General features: G+C 66.0%; 19 protein-coding genes. 12 read left to right on the forward strand and 7 right to left on the reverse strand.

Features of this window, described 5'->3' with window-relative positions:
• Positions 1 to 117: 117 nt before the first annotated feature.
• The 4 genes from ACM6LR_RS08915 to ACM6LR_RS08930 all read left to right on the forward strand — a co-directional run bounded on the left by ACM6LR_RS08915 (position 118) and on the right by ACM6LR_RS08930 (position 4,925).
• On the forward strand, positions 118 to 1,164 hold the full coding sequence (locus tag ACM6LR_RS08915) for an LLM class F420-dependent oxidoreductase (RefSeq protein WP_414942461.1): 1,047 nt from the start codon (positions 118 to 120) through the stop codon (positions 1,162 to 1,164).
• A complete protein-coding gene (locus ACM6LR_RS08920; RefSeq protein ID WP_414942460.1) occupies positions 1,164 to 2,003 on the forward strand; it encodes an undecaprenyl-diphosphate phosphatase in 840 nt (279 codons plus the stop codon). The genes ACM6LR_RS08915 and ACM6LR_RS08920 overlap by 1 nt, the downstream gene beginning before the upstream one ends.
• A 66-nt stretch (positions 2,004 to 2,069) precedes the next feature.
• A complete protein-coding gene (locus ACM6LR_RS08925) occupies positions 2,070 to 2,780 on the forward strand; it encodes a histidine phosphatase family protein (protein ID WP_414942459.1) in 711 nt (236 codons plus the stop codon).
• A gap of 102 nt (positions 2,781 to 2,882) precedes the next feature.
• Positions 2,883 to 4,925, forward strand: a complete 2,043-nt coding sequence (locus ACM6LR_RS08930) for a M3 family metallopeptidase (RefSeq protein ID WP_414943550.1) — start codon at positions 2,883 to 2,885, stop codon at positions 4,923 to 4,925.
• A gap of 326 nt (positions 4,926 to 5,251) precedes the next feature.
• On the opposite strand, the gene ACM6LR_RS08935 is transcribed toward ACM6LR_RS08930, so the two are convergent.
• On the reverse strand, positions 5,252 to 5,881 hold the full coding sequence (locus ACM6LR_RS08935; RefSeq protein ID WP_414943551.1) for a hypothetical protein: 630 nt from the start codon (positions 5,879 to 5,881) through the stop codon (positions 5,252 to 5,254).
• 69 nt (positions 5,882 to 5,950) lie between these two features.
• A complete protein-coding gene (locus ACM6LR_RS08940) occupies positions 5,951 to 7,744 on the reverse strand; it encodes a right-handed parallel beta-helix repeat-containing protein (RefSeq protein WP_414943552.1) in 1,794 nt (597 codons plus the stop codon).
• Between the two features lie 66 nt (positions 7,745 to 7,810).
• Between ACM6LR_RS08940 and ACM6LR_RS08945 the strand changes: the two genes are divergently transcribed.
• Entirely contained in the window at positions 7,811 to 8,707 is an 897-nt protein-coding gene (locus ACM6LR_RS08945; RefSeq protein ID WP_414943553.1) for a TetR/AcrR family transcriptional regulator, read from the forward strand.
• Between the two features lie 116 nt (positions 8,708 to 8,823).
• Here the strand turns inward: ACM6LR_RS08945 and ACM6LR_RS08950 are convergent, their stop codons facing one another.
• Together ACM6LR_RS08950 and ACM6LR_RS08955 are read right to left on the reverse strand one after the other, a co-directional pair.
• Positions 8,824 to 9,057 (reverse strand): DUF397 domain-containing protein, encoded by a 234-nt coding sequence (locus tag ACM6LR_RS08950; protein ID WP_414942453.1) that lies wholly within the window; start codon positions 9,055 to 9,057, stop codon positions 8,824 to 8,826.
• Positions 9,047 to 9,916, reverse strand: a complete 870-nt coding sequence (locus ACM6LR_RS08955; protein ID WP_414942452.1) for a helix-turn-helix domain-containing protein — start codon at positions 9,914 to 9,916, stop codon at positions 9,047 to 9,049. Before ACM6LR_RS08955 ends, ACM6LR_RS08950 begins: the two co-directional genes overlap by 11 nt.
• A 371-nt stretch (positions 9,917 to 10,287) precedes the next feature.
• On the opposite strand from ACM6LR_RS08955, the gene ACM6LR_RS08960 reads away from it, so the two are divergent.
• A complete protein-coding gene (locus tag ACM6LR_RS08960) occupies positions 10,288 to 11,385 on the forward strand; it encodes a HesA/MoeB/ThiF family protein (protein WP_414942451.1) in 1,098 nt (365 codons plus the stop codon).
• A gap of 6 nt (positions 11,386 to 11,391) precedes the next feature.
• On the opposite strand, the gene ACM6LR_RS08965 is transcribed toward ACM6LR_RS08960, so the two are convergent.
• Positions 11,392 to 12,264: a helix-turn-helix domain-containing protein gene (locus ACM6LR_RS08965; protein WP_414943554.1), complete on the reverse strand. Its 873-nt coding sequence runs from the start codon at positions 12,262 to 12,264 to the stop codon at positions 11,392 to 11,394.
• A gap of 181 nt (positions 12,265 to 12,445) precedes the next feature.
• Here ACM6LR_RS08965 and ACM6LR_RS08970 point away from each other — a divergent pair, with 181 nt between their 5' ends.
• Together ACM6LR_RS08970 and ACM6LR_RS08975 are read left to right on the forward strand one after the other, a co-directional pair.
• The gene (locus ACM6LR_RS08970; RefSeq protein ID WP_414942449.1) at positions 12,446 to 12,646 is read left to right on the forward strand and encodes a hypothetical protein; all 201 of its coding nucleotides are present in this window, start codon (positions 12,446 to 12,448) and stop codon (positions 12,644 to 12,646) included.
• 130 nt (positions 12,647 to 12,776) lie between these two features.
• Positions 12,777 to 13,223 (forward strand): hypothetical protein, encoded by a 447-nt coding sequence (locus ACM6LR_RS08975; protein WP_414943555.1) that lies wholly within the window; start codon positions 12,777 to 12,779, stop codon positions 13,221 to 13,223.
• Positions 13,224 to 13,573: 350 nt separating this feature from the next.
• On the opposite strand, the gene ACM6LR_RS08980 is transcribed toward ACM6LR_RS08975, so the two are convergent.
• Entirely contained in the window at positions 13,574 to 14,410 is an 837-nt protein-coding gene (locus tag ACM6LR_RS08980) for an NAD(P)-binding domain-containing protein (protein WP_414942447.1), read from the reverse strand.
• Positions 14,411 to 14,462: 52 nt separating this feature from the next.
• On the opposite strand from ACM6LR_RS08980, the gene ACM6LR_RS08985 reads away from it, so the two are divergent.
• Together ACM6LR_RS08985 and ACM6LR_RS08990 are read left to right on the forward strand one after the other, a co-directional pair.
• Complete coding sequence (locus ACM6LR_RS08985) at positions 14,463 to 14,822, forward strand: MerR family transcriptional regulator (protein ID WP_414942446.1); 360 nt, start codon at positions 14,463 to 14,465, stop codon at positions 14,820 to 14,822.
• Positions 14,822 to 15,058, forward strand: coding sequence for a hypothetical protein (locus ACM6LR_RS08990; protein WP_414942445.1), 237 nt, complete (start codon positions 14,822 to 14,824; stop codon positions 15,056 to 15,058). Before ACM6LR_RS08985 ends, ACM6LR_RS08990 begins: the two co-directional genes overlap by 1 nt.
• Before the next feature lie 57 nt (positions 15,059 to 15,115).
• On the opposite strand, the gene ACM6LR_RS08995 is transcribed toward ACM6LR_RS08990, so the two are convergent.
• On the reverse strand, positions 15,116 to 16,105 hold the full coding sequence (locus tag ACM6LR_RS08995; RefSeq protein WP_414942444.1) for a malate dehydrogenase: 990 nt from the start codon (positions 16,103 to 16,105) through the stop codon (positions 15,116 to 15,118).
• A gap of 552 nt (positions 16,106 to 16,657) precedes the next feature.
• Here ACM6LR_RS08995 and ACM6LR_RS09000 point away from each other — a divergent pair.
• Both ACM6LR_RS09000 and ACM6LR_RS09005 read left to right on the forward strand, forming a co-directional pair.
• Entirely contained in the window at positions 16,658 to 17,299 is a 642-nt protein-coding gene (locus ACM6LR_RS09000; RefSeq protein ID WP_414942443.1) for a DUF4360 domain-containing protein, read from the forward strand.
• A gap of 280 nt (positions 17,300 to 17,579) precedes the next feature.
• A complete protein-coding gene (locus ACM6LR_RS09005; RefSeq protein WP_414942442.1) occupies positions 17,580 to 18,224 on the forward strand; it encodes a DUF4360 domain-containing protein in 645 nt (214 codons plus the stop codon).
• Positions 18,225 to 18,266 lie beyond the last annotated feature (42 nt).

The raw sequence follows: 18,266 nt of genomic DNA on the forward strand, positions 1-18,266 counted from the left end.
AGGCTAGTGCGGGACACGGAGCAGGTGAGCGTGTCGTGATCGAGTACCACCGGCCGGGTCAAGGCGGTGTCAACACCCTGAACGGAGGAGTGACACTCCGATGGATACATTCACGCCGTGCGACTCGGACTGAATTTGGGCTATTGGGGCGCGGGCAACGACGCGGCCAACCTGGCATTGGCGAAGAAGGCGGACGAACTGGACTACGCGGTCGTCTGGGCCGCGGAGGCGTACGGTTCGGACGCGCCGACGGTGCTGGCGTGGGTGGCGGCGCAGACCTCGCGGATCGACGTGGGCAGCGCGGTGCTGCAGATCCCGGCGCGGACCCCGGCGATGACCGCGATGACCGCCGCGACACTGGACACGCTCTCTGGCGGGCGCTTCCGCCTCGGCCTCGGCGTTTCCGGCCCGCAGGTCTCCGAAGGCTGGCACGGCGTGAAGTTCGCGTCGCCGCTCGGCCGCACGCGCGAATACGTCGAGATCGTCCGCACGGCGCTGGCCCGCCAGCGGGTCGAGTACGACGGCGACCACTTCCAGCTGCCCCTGCCCGATGGACCCGGCAAGGCGTTGACGCTGACCGTGCACCCCGTGCGCGAAGAAATCCCCGTATACCTGGCCGCCATCGGCCCGAAGAACCTCGAACTGACCGGCGAGATCGCGAACGGCTGGCTTCCGGTGTTCTTCTCACCCGAGCACGCCGGGGAGCAGCTGAAGCTGATCCAGGCGGGGGCGGAGAAGGCGGAGCGCTCGTTGGAGGGCTTCGACGTCGTTCCCACCGTCCCGCTCGTGGCCGGTGACGACTGGAAGGCCTGCGCCGACGCCGTCCGCGGGTACGCGGCGCTGTACCTCGGCGGGATGGGCAGCCGGGAGAAGAACTTCTACAACCAGCTCGCCTGCCGGATGGGCTTCGAGCGCGAAGCGGCGGACGTCCAGCAGAAGTACCTTGACCGGGACTACGAGGGCGCAATGTCGGCCGTACCGTTGGAGTTCATCGACGCGACGTCGCTGCTGGGCCCCAAGGAACGGATCGCCGACCGGATCCAGGCCTTCGCCGGGGCGGGCGTCACGACGCTGACCGTCGCGCCGTCCATGCCGGACCCCGACAGCTCCGCACGCGCTCTCGAGGTCGCCGCCGAAGCGATCGAACTGGCCGGTGTCGCCTGATGGGATGGTTCGAAGCACTGGTCCTGGGACTCATCCAGGGCCTTACCGAGTTCCTGCCGATCTCTTCCAGCGCGCATCTGCGGGTCTTCCCCGCTCTCTTCGGCTGGGACGACCCGGGCGCCGCGTTCACCGCGGTCACCCAGATCGGCACCGAACTCGCGGTCATCCTGTACTTCTCGACCAAGATCGGGCAGATCCTCCGCGCCTGGTTCTTCTCGATCTACAAGAAGGACTGGCGGCAGGACCCGGACGCCCGGCTCGGCTGGCTGATCATCATCGGCTCGCTGCCGATCGGGATCTTGGGCCTGCTGCTGCAGGACGCCATCGACGAAACCTTCCGTGACCTGCGGATCACCGCGACCATGCTGATCGTGTTCGGCCTGATCCTCTTGGTGGCCGACCGGATCGGCAAGCAGGAACGCACGCTCGACCACCTGACCGTGCCACACGGTCTCACCTTCGGGTTCGCTCAGGCGCTGGCGCTGATCCCGGGTGTCTCTCGTTCCGGTGGCACCACCAGTGCCGGACTGCTGCTCGGGTACACCCGCGCGGAGGCGGCCGAATACTCGTTCCTGCTGGCACTGCCCGCCGTGTTCAGTTCCGGGTTGTACAAGCTGACCGACATCGGCAAGGACGGCGCCCCGGCACAGTGGGGCCCGACGATCCTGGCGACGCTGGTCGCGTTCGGCGTCGGCTACGCCGTCATCGCCTGGCTGATGTCCTACATCAAGACCAAGAGCTTCGTGCCGTTCGTGATCTACCGGCTCGTGCTCGGCGTCCTGCTGTTCGTGCTGATCTTCACCGGCGTCCTCGACCCCAGCGCGGGCCCGCACGGGTAACCCCGCGTTTCGTCCTCTGGTTGCGATTGGTGCCCCTGGCAAAACACGGCACGTAGGGTGGGCCACGTGAGTACTGTGATCCTTCTGCGCCATGGCAAGTCCACGGCGAACGGTTCGGGCGTCCTCGCCGGGCGCACGCCCAAGGTCGGCCTGGACGACACCGGCCGCGCGCAGGCGGCCGCGCTCGTCGAGCGCCTGGCGCCGGTCCCGCTCGCCGAAATCGTGGTCTCGCCGATGCTCCGTTGCCGCCAGACGGTCGCGAAGCTGGCCGAGGCACGCGGTCTCGACAAGGTCAAAGAGCCCGGTTTGTCCGAAGTGGACTACGGCGAGTGGACCGGTCGCGCACTCAAGGATCTGTTCAAGGAACCGCTGTGGCGGGTCGTGCAGGCGCATCCCTCGGCCGCGGTCTTCCCCGGTGGGGAAGGACTGGCCGAGATGCAGGCGCGTTCGGTCGCGGCCGTTCGCGCGCACGACGCGCGGATCACCGCGAAGTACGGCGAGAACGCGGTCTGGCTCCTGTGCAGCCACGGCGACGTGATCAAGTCGATCCTCGCCGACGCGCTCGGCCAGCATCTCGACGCCTTCCAGCGGATCGTGGTCGACCCGGCGTCGGTTTCGGTCGTCCGCTACACCGAGACTCGTCCGTTCGTGCTGCGCGTCAACGACAACGGCGGAGACCTGGCCGGTATCGCCCCGCCGGAACCCAAGGCCAAAGCGAAGCGCGGCAAGAGGAAGCAGAGCTCCGACGCGGTGGTGGGCGGTACCACCGGAGCGTGACCATCGCCGTCGGTGGTGTCACCGCCACGGACGGCATCCACCGGCCCTCGCTGCCCGTAAGGTGGCGAGACCAGCAGATTCGACGACCCGGGAGCAACACCGATGATTCCGCAGGACAACCCGTTCGCCGCGCCGAGTGAGCTGCCCTACGCCCTTCCGCCGTTCGACCGAATCGCCGACGAGCACTTCCTCCCCGCCTTCGAAGCGGGCCTGGCCGAGCACGTCGCGGAGATCGACGAAATCGCCGGTTCCGCCGAGCCGCCGACGTTCGAGAACACCATCGTCGCGCTCGAAAAGTCGGGCAGGTTGCTGTCCCGCGTCTCCAGCGTGTTCTTCAACCTGGCCGGATCGAACGCGAACGACGAAATCCAGCGAGTGCAGGCCGAGATGGCGCCGCGGCTGGCCGCGCACGCCGACGCCATCAACCTGAACCCGGCGTTGTTCGCCCGGATCAACTCGCTGTTCGAGCGCAAGGACGAACTCGGCCTCGACACCGAGTCCCTGCGGCTGCTGGAGCGGCACCACACCGACGTCCGTCGCGCCGGCGCCGGTCTTCCCGAAGCCGACCAGAAGCGCCTGCGCGAGCTGAACGAGCAGCTCTCGACGCTGTCGACCCGCTTCCAGCAGAACCTCCTGAAGGACACCAACGAACTCGCGGTGGTCGTCGACGACGTCGCGGAACTCGCCGGACTGAGCGAGGACGAGATCGCCACGGCCGCCGAGACCGCCGGCGAAGCGGGCAAGTACGTCCTCAAGCTGACCCTGCCGACAGCGCAGGCGGCGCTGGCATCGCTGGAGGACCGCGCGCTGCGTGAGCGGATCTTCACCGCATCGGTGTCCCGTGGTAACCGGGGCAATGGGTTCGACAACAACGACATCGTGGCCCAGCTTGTCCGGCTGCGCGCAGAGCGGGCCGCCGTGCTCGGCTTCCCCGACCACGCCTCGTACGTCATCGAAGACGAGACCGCGAAGACCGCCGAAGCCGCGGTCGGGCTGCTCGAACGCCTCGCGCCGGTCGCGGTCGCCAACGCCAAGGCGGAGGCCGAAGAACTGCGGCGCTACCTGGAAGCCGATATTCCCGGCGCGATCTTGCGACCGTGGGACTGGGCGTTCTACGCCGAGCGCGTCCGTAAGGACCGGTTCGAGGTCGACACCGCGGCGCTGCGCCCGTATTTCGAGCTGAACCGCGTCCTGACCGACGGTGTCTTCTTCGCCGCGACCAACCTCTACGGGCTGACCTTCACCGAGCGGGAAGACCTGCCGAAGTATCACCCCGAAGTCCGGATCTTCGAGGTCTTCGACGCCGACGGCGCCGAACTCGGCCTGTTCCTGCTCGACTACTACGCCCGCGACTCGAAGCGCGGCGGCGCCTGGATGAACAACTTCGTCGACCAGACCAAGCTGCTGGGCACCAAGACGGTCGTGGTGAACGTGCTTAACGTCGCCAAGCCGCCGTCGGGGGAGCCGACCCTGCTGACCTTCGACGAGGTCATCACCGCGTTCCACGAGTTCGGGCACGCGCTGCACTCGCTGCTTTCGGACGTCCAGTACCCGATGTTCTCCGGCACCAACGTCCCGCGTGACTTCGTCGAGTACCCCTCGCAGGTCAACGAGATGTGGATGCTCTGGCCCGAGGTGCTGACCAACTACGCCAAGCACCACGTGACCGGCGAACCGCTGCCGCAGGAGCAGATCGACAAGCTCCTGGCCGCGCAGCAGTACGGCGAAGGGTTCTCCACCACCGAGTACCTCGCGGCGACCCTCCTCGACCAGGCGTGGCACGCGCTCGGCACCGAGGACGTGATCGACGACGTCCAGCGGTTCGAGACTGAGGCGCTGACCAAGGCCGGTGTGGCGCTGGAAGCCGTTCCGCCGCGCTACCGCACCACCTACTTCGCGCACATCTTCAGCGGTGGCTACAGCGCCGGGTACTACTCCTACATCTGGAGTGAGGTCCTCGACGCCGACACCGTTCAGTGGTTCCGCGAGAACGGTGGGCTCACCAGGGAGAACGGTGACCACTTCCGCCGCGAACTGCTCGGGCGGGGCGGCAGCGTCGACCCGATGGCCGCGTTCCGCGCGTTCCGCGGCCGCGACCCGGAGATCGAGCCGTTGCTGAAGCGCCGTGGTCTCGCCGGGGCCTGACGTACGTTGGTGAAGGCCCCTTCGTTGCTGTAGGGGCCTTCTCTTACTGGGGAAGGTGTGAAGGTCGAGTTTCCCACTCTCAGGGAAGGGTCGGCAAAGTCGCGGTCTTGCAGGTCAGGCGGTTGTTCGTCGCTGCGTAAGGCTGACGATGTAGGAATTGGGACGTTGAGTGTCCCAATTCCTACATCGTCGCGAGGTTACTAGCGATGTTGAGTCCGGACTACCACCAGCAGCTCTGCGACTTTGCCGGGACCCTGCTCTCAGGGTACGGAAGGAAGCCTTCACGGACCCGTGGAAGAAGTGTATAACGACCTATACTTCTGGGGTCACGTCAAAACAGTTTCCAGCAGTAGGTAAACACCACCGCCAAGGACGACACCGGCGGTCATCCCGGCCGTGACCTCGGCCCTTGTGTGGTCGCCGAGTTCGACTCGGGACCAGCAGACCCAGCCGACGCCGAGGAAGACCAGGGCGAGCCAGGGGCCGTAGACGCGGATCAGCATGACGCCCGCGCCCGCCGCCACCATCGCGTGCATGGAGATCTTGAACTTGAAGCCGAAGGTGATCGCGAGCGCGGCGACCAGGCAGACGAGTTCGGCCGCGGCGAGCGCGATCATCTCATGCGGAGCGCCGCCGGCGATCAGGGTGACGAATCCGGCGGCCAGCGAGCCGATGCAGACCGCGAACGGGACGAGCCTGCCGGCCCGATCGGTCACGTGGTGGCTGTCCCACTTACCCTGCCGGGCGCCACGCACGATCACGGCCATCGGGATCAGCGAGCCGGTGACGCCGACAATGAGGCCCCACAGCACCGTCTCGCCGAGGTGGTAGCCGGTGACCTTCCAGGCGACGATCAGCGGCAGGCCGAGTACCCAGACCCACGGGGCGAGCACCTCGGTCGCGATCCTCGCGAGGCGGTGGCGTGTCCCGGCGGCTTCCGTGGACAGGGCAGGCATGGCGGATGGTCTCCTCGAGATCGTGGCCGGAACGGCTCCTGCCGGGCACGTGCCCGGCAGGAGCGTTGATCATCGTTCCAGACCCCGGCGTCCGGCCCGCGCGAGGATGTCGGCCCCCGCCGGATCGGCCAGGACTTCCTTGTCGAAGTTCTCCTTGGACAGCAAGGTGTTCCCGGCCAAGGTCACCGTCTCGGGCGCTTCGCCGTCCGGCTGGACGTCCCAGAAGTTGCCGAGGAAGGCGACGTTGTCCAGCGGTGGGCCGACCTGGAGCACGATCGGGGTGTCGGCGCCATGGACGATGTTGCCGACGACGGTGATCCACGAGGCGCCGTAGTCGGCGTAGAGACCGAAGTTGTACGAGGTGAGGACGTCCCGGATGACGTTGCCGCGGACCACCGCGCCGCCGGCGAAGGACGAACCCTGCGGCGCGGAAAGGTAGATCCCGCCACCGTCCATCAGTTTCCCCATGCTGCGTTCGACGAGGTTCGCGATCACCTGAGTGCCCCTGGCCCGCTCGCCGCCGGTGATGACGATGCCGTTGTGCGGCACGTCGTGAATCTCGTTGTGCGCCACGGTCGTCTCTTCGGACTCGACCACGAGGACGGCGGACGAGCCGCGGTACTCGGTGCCGATGTGGTGGACGAGGTTGTCCTCGAGCGAGACCCGGGTGCTGTCATGGACGGCGATCCCGCTGCCCGAGATCTCGTCGAAGACGTTCGCCCGGATCGCGACCTCGGTGCTGTCCTCGATCAGCAGCCCACCCGCGCCCAGGCGGGTGAAGTGGTTGTCTTCCAGCGTCACCCCGCGAACCGAGGCGAAGCTGACGTTGGCGGGCAGCTGGACCGGGCTTGCCGGGACATGGACATAGCCCATGTCCGCACCCAGGTCGATCTTCTGGAATTCGCCCTGCTCGTAGCGGGCGTTCCCGTGATAGTGCAGGTAGCCGCCGGTGCGGGTGGGGCCGGACCAGGCCGCGTCGGCGAAGGTGAAGCCGCGCAGCACGAGGTCGCGTACGCCCTGTCCGCTGACGAGCGTTTCGAGCACAGGGATGACGACGGTGGTCTTGCCGATCTCCTCACCGGGGCGCGGGCGGTAACGCAGGACGTGGGCGCCCGGTTCGGTGCGGTCGACGGCGAAGGTGCCCGGCTCGGTCAAGAAGGCCACGTTGTTTTCGAGTACGGAGGGCGCGGCGAGACCATCCCAGGTTCCGTCTCCGCCGGCGCCGTACCACTTCGAGTCGTAGAGGGACTTGGCGTTGTCGAAAGCGGGTTGGGCCATGGTGATGGTGGTGGAGGTGTCGTCGCCGGAAATCGACGCGACCGCGAGCCGTGCTTCTGACCACGGGTAGACGCCGAGGTAGACGAACTCCAGTCCGGACGGGTCCGGCCACGACTGGGGTTCCACACTGTCCGTTACGTAACCCAGCTCGTTTTTCGTCACGTTTCCGGGTAGGCCGCTCGTCCGGGCCGCTCGCGTGGCAGGACGGCCGTCCACGGTGAGCCGTCGTGGCTCCAGATCGCCGATCAACGCGGCCCAGATGCCGTCATCGCCGACCGACCAGCCGGTGATCTCGCGGCCGCCGCTCAGTTCGACCTTCGCCTGACCAGGCGTTCCGTAGCCGTGCGCCTGGTAGACCACGCGGAAACCATTCCTGCCGGAATCCGCCAGGGTGTCGTCGAAAGCGAGGGGTTCTTCGAGGTGGTAGACACCGCTGGTGAAGGTGACGACGATGTCCCCGGTCATTCCCGCGGTGGCGGCCCGGACGGCTTGCTGCGCGGTTCTCGGGGTGGCGAAGGGACGATCGGCGGTCCCGGGCCAGTCATCTTGGCCGTCGGGGGAAACGTGCAACCTGATTTCAGGCATGCTGAAGCGCTCCGGGGTGGTGTTTATGGGATATACTGAGGTTTATCAGCTAAACACGCGCGAGCGATGAGCGTCAAGGGAGAAGTGGTGGCGGACGACGACGCACAGCCGGATCCGGAGCGTGCGATCGAGCTGTTGTGGGGAACGTCCGAGCCGGATCGGCCCGGGTTGAACCTCGGCCGGATCGTCACGGCGGCGATCGAGGTCGCGGACGCCGAAGGCCTCGGTGCGCTGTCGATGCGCAAGGTCGCGGAGCGGTTCGGCACCACCACCATGTCGCTCTACCGGTACGTTCCCGGCAAGGCGGAGCTGGTGGAACTCATGCGGGACGCCGTGTACGGCGAGTTCCCCGTGGAGTCCTCGGACGGGCTCGGCTGGCGGGACGGCCTCGAACGCTGGGCGCGGCGGGCATGGGAACTGCACCGACTGCATCTCTGGCTGGTCCACAGTGCCGGAACCCGTCGCCTGCCGGGTCCGAACATCATGGCTGGGTACGACCACGCCCTCGACGTCGCGTCACGCAGTGGTTTGGCGCCCGCGCAGGTGATCGCCGTGGTGAACCTGGTCGGCGGATTCGTCGAGTCCGTCGCGCGCCAGGCAGGCGAGAACGCGGAACTCCAGCGAAGCACGGGTGTTTCCCACGAACAGTGGTGGAGCGAACGAGAGTCGCTGTTCGAGCGCCTCGACGCGTACCCGGCGCTGGAGAGGTTGTGGAACAGCGGGGGAATGGACGCGCCGCTCGACCCCTTCGAATTCGGGCTGCAACGCACCCTCGACGGCATTCAGATGCTCGTCGAAAGCCAGGGTAGTGAGGTAATGCGTGATGAAATCGGGGGAGGGGAGTGCGTCATGTGCGGCAAGCCGCTGGACGGGGGAGGGCGAGGCAGACCCCGGGACTACTGCTCAAGGGCCTGTCAGCAGCGCGCTTATCGTCGACGCCAGTCAGAGCATCCCTCAACTTGAATGTATAACGCCCTATACCGTAGGGCAACGAACAAGATCAAATGCACAATACAAGATAGAAACTCGCAAAGACCACGAGAGATGCTCTGGTCCGGACCAGAGCACCTCTCGCTGGATCACGGTAGAAGATGGTCGAATTCGCCGTTCTTCGCGCCGAGGATGAAGGCTCGTATCTCCTGCGGTTCGAAAACGAGGACGGGGCTTGTCTCGCCGAGTTTTGAATCCCGCACGCCCACGTAGCCGGGCACGGAGTCGTTGACCTCGACGCAGCCGGCCGAGCCGGCGCTGTAGCTCGACTTCCACCAGCCGGAAAGGCCGACGAGAGTGGGTCGAGACGTCTCACTGTTCATAAAGTTCCCTTGACAATTTTTGAATGAAATCCCGTGTCCGTCCAGGATTCTCTGCTTGCGCCTGCAGGCGTTCGAACGTGTTCCGAAAGCGGACCAGGTCTTCTTTTTCCTCGTAGTAGAGGCCTTCGCGCCGGTTCTCGACGTATACGGTTCCGGGGTCGCCGCCGAATTCAGGTGGGTAGTCCAAGAGTACGAACATACCGTCCGATGCGCCGTGGGCTCCGGCTGCGAAGGGGAGTACCTGGATGTCGATGTTCGGTCGTTCGGTCAGTTCCACCAGGTGTTTCAACTGATCGCGCATGACCTCCGGGCCGCCTGTCCGGCGGCGCAGAACGCCCTCGTCCAGTACTGACCAGATCTGGGGCGCGTCTTCAGGACGGTCCAGTATTTCCTGCCTTGCCATCCGCAGGTCGACCATGGTGTCGAGTTCGTTCTCGCTGTTCCAACGTCGACCTGCTCGCATTACGGCGCGAGCGTAATCACGAGTCTGGAACAAGCCGGGCAGTACGACCAGGTCCACGGTCCTGATGCGGGCGGCGCCGGTTTCCAACCCCAGATACAAATTGAACCAATCGAACACCCCGTGGTCGAATTTGATCCACCAGTCCCGGCCGCGTTTCGCTCGCTTCGTCAGGTCCCGGAAGAATTGTGCTCGCTCGGGTACTCCGTAAAAGTCGAGCAGGACTTCCAGGTCGGCGGGCGCCGGCAGATTTCGCGAGGTCTCGATATGCGCGATGACCGTCGTCGCCTTGCCGATGCGCTCGGCCGCGGCTGTCCGATCGTGGCCGGCCGCCTCCCGTAGGCGCTTCATCTCGAGCGCGATCCAGCGCTTGACGGCCGTGGGGTTCAGCGAGCCCACGAGGGAATCACCTCCTCAGAGTCTTGTCACGGAAGGCGACCCCAGGATCACCCGCTTAGTCCAAGGTGTGCTATAGACGGCCACAATGTGAAGCTCTACATTTGAGTCATCTACAAGTGCGCAGTCTACATAGTAGAGGTGTATCCGTCGGCAACCGGGTAGGCGAGTCGACGGGGGACACGATCGAGAGGCGTCGCTGGCAGGGGCGGCTGTCGAGCCGTGGGTACGAGAGGGAGGCGGACGCGATGGGTGCACGGACTCTGTCGGGGGAAGGGGGTGGCCGGTGATGATCGAGATCGTGATGGTGACGCGCGATGAGGCGATTCGCCACGTTTACAGCGGAGACAACGGTTGATCGAGGAGGGGTTCCGATGCGTCCACGGATCAAGAACGAGCATCGGCCGGTCCGATTCGGCGACGGCTGGATCCGGATCGGCGGGGAGGTGTTCGGCATCGCCGCCGAACTGAGGGATCCCGATGGTGTCGTGTGGGCGTTGCTGGATCTGCTCGATGGAACACGGACGATGAGCCAGGTCGTCGCGGACCTGGCTCATCGGGCTCCCGCCTTGTCCGCTGAGGAGGTCGTCGCGGCCGTCGAGACGTTGACCGAACTCGGGTATGTCGAGAACGCCGACGAGCCGACGTGTACCACGCTGACAGCGCGACAACTCGAGCGTCACTCGAGAGGCCGGTCGCTGTACCGGTGGATCGATCTGACGCGGAGGAGTTCGAGCTGGGACTTTCAGGTCCTGTTGGCCCAGGCGCGGGTGGTGCTGGTCGGCGTGGGAGGTGTCGGCTGCACGGCCGCCCTGGGCCTTGTCATGTCGGGGGTGGGGCGGTTGCACTGCGTCGAATCGGACGTGGTCGAGCTGTCCAACCTCAGCAGGCAGGTTCTCTACACCGAGGAGCATCTCGGTCTGCCGAAGGTGGACGTGGCAGTGGACAGATTGCGTGCGGCCAATTCGGATGTCGAAGTCACCGGGGAGCCGACGCGGATCGAGGACGTGGCGTCGCTGCGGAGACTGGCCGCCGACTGCGACGTCTTGATCATGACCGCCGATGAGCCCTCGGTGATCCGGACTTGGACGAACCAGGCGTGCGCGTCGACCGGCACGCCTTGGGTGTACGGGGGATATCACGGTCCGCAGGTCAATCTGGGCATCTACCGGCCGGGTGCGGGGCCGTGTTACGAGTGCGCGCGACTGGCCGAGCAGGATCGGGACGCTCGACGGCCGCCGCTGGCGACGTGGCGACCCGCGGCGAGCATCCCGGCGCACGCGGCCAACGCGGTGACGGCGGGAGTGGCCGGGAATCTGGTGGCGCACGCGGTGATGTGCTTGATCACGGACGCGCCGAAGCTCGCGCTGAACTGTCAGTACGGCTTCAGTCTCGCCACCATGGACCACAGTTTCGTCACCGGCTTGGCGGAGTCGCACGCGGAGTGCCTGACGTGCCGCACGGCGGTGTGATCGGTTTCAGGACTCGTCTGCCAAGCGTCGGGACACGCTCTGGATCAGCCGGGCCGCTTCGTCGCCACCCACGGCTTCGGCCTGTAGCCGGCTGAACATGTGCTCGTACAGGGCGATCTCGTCCGGGTCCATGATCAGGTGATCGTCGGTGAACGTCTCCACCACGACGAAGTCGGCGTCGAAGATCCTGAAGCCGTGCAGGGGTGCGATCGGCATGACGGTACCGAAGGGCACGATCCGCAGGTCGACGGTACGCAGGCCGGCGAGGGAGTGGAGTCTGTCCAGCTGGCCGAGTTGGGTCTCGAGATCGCCGATCCGGATCCACAATGCGGCCTCGCCGATGACGAGCGGCAGGATTTTGCCCGGTTCGTACAGTTGTGCTTGCCGTTCGATCCGGACGGCCACCATATGCTCGATGTCGATGTCCGAGGCGCCGCCTGTGTGTGCGGGGCCGGAGGGCAGTGCGAGCAGCTTCCGCATGAAGCCGGGCGTCTGTACGAGTCCTGGTAGTAGCGCCGGCTGGAACATGGCGACCCGCGTTGCCTGCTGCTCCAGTTCGAGGACCGATCGTTGATTGGCGGCGGATCCGCCGGGCTTTCGGAACTCTTCGCGAAGCGACACCGTTTCCACCCGGGCCCGCTTGAGCAGCTCGGTGACGATGTGTTCTTCTTCGTCGGCGCCTGCCGCTGCGAGCCATCTCGTGACGTCGTCGCCGGTCGGGAACTGTGCCGCGGTTTCTATTTTGGACACCCGCGATTGCGGCCAGCCCAAGGTTTTGGCGAACTGGTTGCCGGACAGTCCGGTGGCGGCCCGAATCTCGCGGAGTTTCGTGGCGAGCCGGGCGCGGTCCGGGCCAGGACGGGGTGGTGACGTGGGCATGATCTTCTTTCGCAGGGTCGGCGGAGCTGTCGTTCAGTGGGTGATCATGCTACTCCTGCTCGGCAATAGAGTGCGAATAATACACGAATAGCCGCTTCAAGCGAGCATAGTTGCCGAATAGCATCGAGGTAGGCGGGTAGGGGTGCCGACCGCCTTGGACCAGCGGAATAGAGGGAGTCCGATGTTCGCCAACTGGGTACAGATCGCCGAACTCGTGTTGCTGCCAGTGGGCCTGGGTATCGGCTTCGCGGCTGGACGAACCTGCCGTCAGGACGAACGCACATCCTTCGACGGCGAACTCACCATCACCCATCCCGGTTTGGTCCAGGAGTATCAGTACCCCACTCGGGACACCTTTCTCGTGGACAGACCGGCCCGATAGCCGGGGGAGGGAGAGCGGCCGGCAGGCCTCTGGAGCACTGCTCGAGGCCTGCCGGTCAGCTGAAGCACTCGAACCGGCAAGGAGTGTCAGGCGTGCTGGTCAGGGTGGCCGGTTCTGGATGCCGCCGTCGATGGTGAACCGGCTCATCGTCGAATCCGATTCGGTGTTCACCGCGGATCGGACGCCGTTGCGCGCGGAAGCCTTCTCCCCGTGCTTCGGTGTCTACGCGAGGCTGGATCTGCTGGACGTGGGAAGTCTCGGCGAGGGCTGCGCGAACGTGGACCTGTCCGAAGCGACGCGGACCGTCCTGGCCGGGGTCGTGGCGCGAGGTCCCTTGCACCTGACCGTTCGCGGGGACGGAATCCGCCTCCGCACTGTCGACGGGCAGAACGACGAGTCGCTGGTACCGCTGCCGGATCGCTGGGTGGCGGGCTTCGCCGAGGTCGCCGCTGTCACGACGGGCTCGGTCGAGAAGGCGGAGCTGGACAAGCTCGAAACGCGGGCTTTCCTGCGGAGGCTTCCCGCTGCGGTCGGCAAGTCGTGGGCAGTGGTGTCCCCGGACGCGGGCTTCGGCTGACGTCACGGTCAGGTCCGGACTCGATCCCGGCGTCCGGGCTGCACCGGCTGCGGGTCGTCGAGCCGCTGATCCGGTTCGCCCGAAGGATGACGGTCTACACGCGTCCGGGCAGTGAGGTCGCGAGCTGGGTGATCGAGCTGGACCGAGCGAGGCTCATCGTGACGTTGTCCCGGAATCGTCCCGCGGGTTTCCGGCGAGGGTGGCTGCCTGAACTCGGCCGGCGAGGAGCGCGTTCAGCTGCACGAGGTCGACTTAGTGCCCGTCGCCGACGATGTCGCCGCACTCGCGTGCTTGAAGGCGAGTCACGCCTTCAAGCATGCGAGATACGTGTCTGAGCACGCAGTGCGGAGTCAGAGCGCGGCGAGCCTGCCGAACCCGTCGGAGCCGTGCCCGGCGTCGATCGCTTGCTGTACTTGAGCCCGTGCCGCGGCGAGGACACCGTTGTCGAGGTCTTGCGCGCGGATGGCCTCGAGGATGTGGTCCATGGTCGCCGCCGTGGCATCGAGTGTGCCCGCGTCGCCGGGGTACTGCTCTGAGGCGATCTGGCCGGCGAGCAGGTCGATCATGTCGGGGAAGAAGCCGAGCATCGCCTTCGCGTGTCCGGCGATGCCGGCGGCGGCGATGTTCTCCGCCTTGGCGAGGGTGAACATGTGGACTACACCGCTCATCGAGGTCCAGAGCATGTCCTGCAGGGACGCGTCGAAGGCGGCGGCGCGGCCGGGGTCTTCGCCGAGGTGGTTCGCGTTCTCGCCCAAGGCCGAGAGTGTCGCTCGATGGGTCTCGTAGACGTCGGCCGGTCCGCTGTAGAACAGGGCGGCATCCGCGCTTCCGATGGCTTCGGTGGTCGCGACGATCACGCCGTCGAGGTAGTCGATGCCGTGGCCGGTCGCCCAGGAGGCCAGGTCGCGGGCTTGCCGCGGGGAGCCGCCGCTGACGTTCACCAGGGTGCGGCCTTGGAGCGCGTCGGTGTCGAGAATGGACTGTGCCACCGCGTAGTCCCGCACGCAGACGAGGACGAGTGGGCTGGCCGCGATCGCTTCGGCGGCGGTCGCGGCGACGGTGACGTCGAGGCCGGTTTCCTTTCCTGGGGTGCGATTCCACACGGTGGTGGGGTGGTGGGCGGCGGTGAACGCGGCGGCGAGGGCGTGTCCCATGGGGCCGAGTCCGAGGACGGTCACGGTGGTCATGGCGGCTAAGCTAAACCTTGACATCGACGTGAGAGTCAAGGCTGGAGTGCGGATGCGGATCGGGGAGCTCGCGCGGCGGACCGGCGTCAGCGAGCGCGCACTGAGGTACTACGAAGAACAAGGTCTGCTGACGCCGCAGCGGCGGCCGAGTGGGTATCGCGTGTACGCCGACGCCGATGTGGCGGTGGTGCGGCGGGTCCGGATCCTGCTCGGGGCGGGGCTGAACACCGCGCAGATCCTGGAGATTCTGCCGTGCATCGTCGACGAGGACGGCTGGTTGACGCCCGACTGCCCGGAGCTGGTGGACGGCCTGCTGCGACAGAGGAACCGGATCGACGAGGCGATCGGTGAGCTGGAGGCCACCCGCGCCAACCTCGACACGATCATCGGCGCGGAACGGCGGGCGAGCTGATGACGACGGTCACGCGGGCTTCGGTGCCGGGAGCGGTCCGGTTGGCACGGGCGCTGCTGATCGCCATCGATCTGCTCGCGCAACGCGTTCTCGTTCGCCCACATCATCAGCGGTACTCGGGGTTCGGGCAGGCGGAGGTCGTCCGGTCCGCCGAGGTCACCATCGAGTTTGGAGCGGTGTTCCACGGGATCCTGCTGGTGCTGTGCGTGGTGCCGGCTCGGGACTTCTTCGCCTGACGACGAAAAGGCGGCCGCGTCCGGGGGACACGACCGCCTTCGTGAAACGGATCAGGCTCAGATGAGGCCGAGCTTCTTCACCGCGTCGCGCTCTTCGGCGAGCTCGTTGACCGAAGCGTCGATGCGGGTACGCGAGAAGTCGTCGATCTCGAGGCCCTGGACGATCTTGTACTCGCCGTTCGCGGCGGTGACCGGGAACGAGGAGATCAGGCCTTCCGGGACAGCGTAGGAGCCGTCGGACACGACCGCCGCGGAGGTCCAGTCACCCTCGGGGGTGCCGTTGACCCAGGTGTACACGTGGTCGATCGCCGCGGAGGCGGCCGACGCCGCGGAGGACAGGCCGCGGGCCTCGATGATCGCCGCGCCGCGCTTGGCGACGGTCGGGATGAAGTCGTCGGCCAGCCACTGCTGGTCGGTGAGGACCTCGGTCGCCGGCTTGCCGGACACCTCGGCGTGCGCGATCGACGGGTACTGGGTCGCGGAGTGGTTGCCCCAGATCGCGACCTTCTTCAGCTCCGTCACCGGAACGCCCAGCTTCTTCGACAGCTGCGCGAGCGCGCGGTTGTGGTCGAGGCGGGTCATCGCGGTGAAGCGGTCGGCCGGGACGTCCGGCGCGTGCGCCTGCGCGATGAGGGCGTTGGTGTTGGCCGGGTTGCCGACCACGAGGACCTTGATGTCGCTCGCCGCGCCGGCGTTGATGGCCTCGCCCTGCGGCTTGAAGATGCCACCGTTGGCCTCGAGCAGGTCGCCGCGCTCCATGCCCTTGGCACGGGGACGGGCGCCGACGAGCAGGGCGACGTTCACGCCCTCGAAGGCCTGCTTCGGGTCGTCGAAGATGTCGATGCCCGACAGCAGCGGGAACGCGCCGTCTTCGAGTTCCATCGCGGTGCCCTCAGCCGCCTTGACCGCCTGCGGGATCTCCAGGAGCCGCAGCTTCACCGGGGTGTCCGGGCCGAGCAGCTGACCGGACGCGATGCGGAAGAGCAGCGCGTAGCCGATCTGGCCGGCCGCACCGGTGACGGTGACGTTGACAGGGGCTTGGGTCATTGCGGTTCTCCAGCTTGAGGCGACATCGACTTTGTACCGCGATGCTAGTCCTGTCCCGAGTCGCCGTTCGGGTGCGTCCAGTCACTGTTTTCTTGATCGATGCCGCCATGGCCGCGTTCGCGGCGCCAGCCGGTGGAAAACCGTTTCACCCTCGTCGGTGAGTTCGACGACATGCACCCGCCGGTGGTCCGGATCACGTCGCCGGGTGACAAGTCGCCACACCGGCCGGTGTGGCGACTTCGGGTCACGGGGCGTTGGTGGCGGTGCTCGGCGAGCCGCGAGCCTCGTCGCCGCAGGATCGCGGTTGTCTTCCCGGAATCGTCAACACCGAACCCGCGAACATATTTTCCATATCGTGCCAACCGAGTGGTGTTTTCCGGGGCCGATGGTGTTCTCAGCTGTCCCGGAAAACGGTTACAGACCATAATTCAATTTCATGAACCGATTGCCGGAACACTTTCGTCCGATCGGCGGGCGGCACCATGAAGATCGTTTCGCTAACATGAGTCCGCCCAGTTCCCCGCCCCGTGTGGAAGTTTTGGGAAGGACCCCATGCTCAATTCAGTGGTTGTCGCCGTATCGCTTTTCTCTTCGATAATAACACCGAATAGCTGGTCGCCGCCGCCGGGACCGCCGCCGGACCGCGTCACCATCGACGTGATCACCGTCAACGGTTCCGGCTGTCCGCCGGGTTCGTCGGCGGTCGCCGTCGCCAAGGACAACAGTGCCTTCACGGTGACCTACAGCGAATACACCGCCCAGGTCGGCGTCGGCGCCAAGCCGACCGATTTCCGGAAGAACTGCCAGCTGAACCTCAACATCCACGTGCCGCAGGGATTCACCTACGGTATCGCCAGTGCCGACTACCGCGGATTCGCCTCGCTCGAATCGGGCTCCAAGGCGTTGCAGCGAGCGAATTACTACTTCCAGGGTAATTCGCCGACCGCGCAGGTGAGCCACCCTGTCAACGGACCACTGTCGGACAACTGGCAGTTCCGCGATGAGGCTGAGGGCGGCGTCATCATCTACAAGCCGTGCGGTGAGGACCGGAACCTCAATGTGAACACGGAACTGCGGGTCGGGGCCGGAAGTTCGGATCCGAAGAAGACCACCAGTTTCATCACGATGGACTCGACCGACGGCGCGTTCAAGACCACCTACCATTTCTCGTGGAAGACCTGCCCGACCTCCTGACTGTCCCTCCAGGGTGACGGCCTGCTTCCCCGCCCGGAAGAAGGCCGTCCCATCCATGCCTGGTCAGGGCCTTGGCCGCCCTGTACGAGGTCCTCACGGCTCGTCGTCGCCCCAACCGGCGGCGACGGGTCTTCTCGACGACCCCCTTTTTCGGCGGTCACCGCCATTTCCGGTGGCCGAAACCGTTTTCGCCCGATCGGCGGGCGGCCCGGAAACGATCGTCTCGCCAACGTCGAATCCGCCCAGTTCCCCGCCGGGTGGAAGTCTTGGGAAGGATCCCATGCTCAACGCGCTGGTTGCTGCCGTAACGCTTTTCCCCTCGGTCGTCACGCCGAATGGCTGGGTGCCGCCTCCGTTGCCGTCCGATAAAATAGTCATCGATGTCGTGACGGTCAACGGAACCGGATGCAAGCCGGGCACCGCGGCTGTTTCCGTGTCGCCGGACAACACCGCATTCACGGTGACCTACAGTGAATACACCGCCCAAGTCGGCGTCGGTGCGAAACCGACCGATCTGCGCAAGAACTGTCAGCTCAACCTCTATGTCCACGTTCCGCAGGGATTCACCTACGGTATCGCGGGCACCGATCACCGCGGATTCGCGTCCCTGGCCGCGGGTGCCACCGGACTGGAACGAGCCAACTATTACTTCCAGGGCAATTCCCCGACATCCTACGTGAACCACAACCTGAAAGGACCGTTCGAGGACAACTGGCAGTTCACCGACGAGATCGAGGTCGGTGCCGTCGTCTACAAGCCCTGTGGTGAGGACCGGAACTTCAACATCAACACGGAATTACGGGCCGCGGTCGGCACTTCCGATCCGAAGAAGACCACCAGCTTCGTCACCATGGACTCGACCGACGGTGCCATCAAGACCACCTATCACTTCTCCTGGAAGAACTGTCCCAAACCGAAGAACTGATCCCTGAGGCGGCGGCCTCCTCCGAACCACGACGAAGGAGGC

The organism is Amycolatopsis sp. cmx-11-32, assembly GCF_047608695.1.
Lineage (GTDB): Bacteria > Actinomycetota > Actinomycetes > Mycobacteriales > Pseudonocardiaceae > Amycolatopsis.

Coding starts and splice junctions, on each gene's coding strand:
- ACM6LR_RS08920 (WP_414942460.1), top strand. CDS start 1,164: ATGGGATGGTTCGAAGCACTGGTCCTGGGACTCATCCAGGGCCTTACC.
- ACM6LR_RS08930 (WP_414943550.1), top strand. CDS start 2,883: ATGATTCCGCAGGACAACCCGTTCGCCGCGCCGAGTGAGCTGCCCTAC.
- ACM6LR_RS08935 (WP_414943551.1), bottom strand. CDS start 5,881: ATGCCTGCCCTGTCCACGGAAGCCGCCGGGACACGCCACCGCCTCGCG.
- ACM6LR_RS08940 (WP_414943552.1), bottom strand. CDS start 7,744: ATGCCTGAAATCAGGTTGCACGTTTCCCCCGACGGCCAAGATGACTGG.
- ACM6LR_RS08945 (WP_414943553.1), top strand. CDS start 7,811: ATGAGCGTCAAGGGAGAAGTGGTGGCGGACGACGACGCACAGCCGGAT.
- ACM6LR_RS08950 (WP_414942453.1), bottom strand. CDS start 9,057: ATGAACAGTGAGACGTCTCGACCCACTCTCGTCGGCCTTTCCGGCTGG.
- ACM6LR_RS08960 (WP_414942451.1), top strand. CDS start 10,288: ATGCGTCCACGGATCAAGAACGAGCATCGGCCGGTCCGATTCGGCGAC.
- ACM6LR_RS08965 (WP_414943554.1), bottom strand. CDS start 12,264: ATGCCCACGTCACCACCCCGTCCTGGCCCGGACCGCGCCCGGCTCGCC.
- ACM6LR_RS08970 (WP_414942449.1), top strand. CDS start 12,446: ATGTTCGCCAACTGGGTACAGATCGCCGAACTCGTGTTGCTGCCAGTG.
- ACM6LR_RS08975 (WP_414943555.1), top strand. CDS start 12,777: ATGGTGAACCGGCTCATCGTCGAATCCGATTCGGTGTTCACCGCGGAT.
- ACM6LR_RS08980 (WP_414942447.1), bottom strand. CDS start 14,410: ATGACCACCGTGACCGTCCTCGGACTCGGCCCCATGGGACACGCCCTC.
- ACM6LR_RS08985 (WP_414942446.1), top strand. CDS start 14,463: ATGCGGATCGGGGAGCTCGCGCGGCGGACCGGCGTCAGCGAGCGCGCA.
- ACM6LR_RS08990 (WP_414942445.1), top strand. CDS start 14,822: ATGACGACGGTCACGCGGGCTTCGGTGCCGGGAGCGGTCCGGTTGGCA.
- ACM6LR_RS08995 (WP_414942444.1), bottom strand. CDS start 16,105: ATGACCCAAGCCCCTGTCAACGTCACCGTCACCGGTGCGGCCGGCCAG.
- ACM6LR_RS09000 (WP_414942443.1), top strand. CDS start 16,658: ATGCTCAATTCAGTGGTTGTCGCCGTATCGCTTTTCTCTTCGATAATA.
- ACM6LR_RS09005 (WP_414942442.1), top strand. CDS start 17,580: ATGCTCAACGCGCTGGTTGCTGCCGTAACGCTTTTCCCCTCGGTCGTC.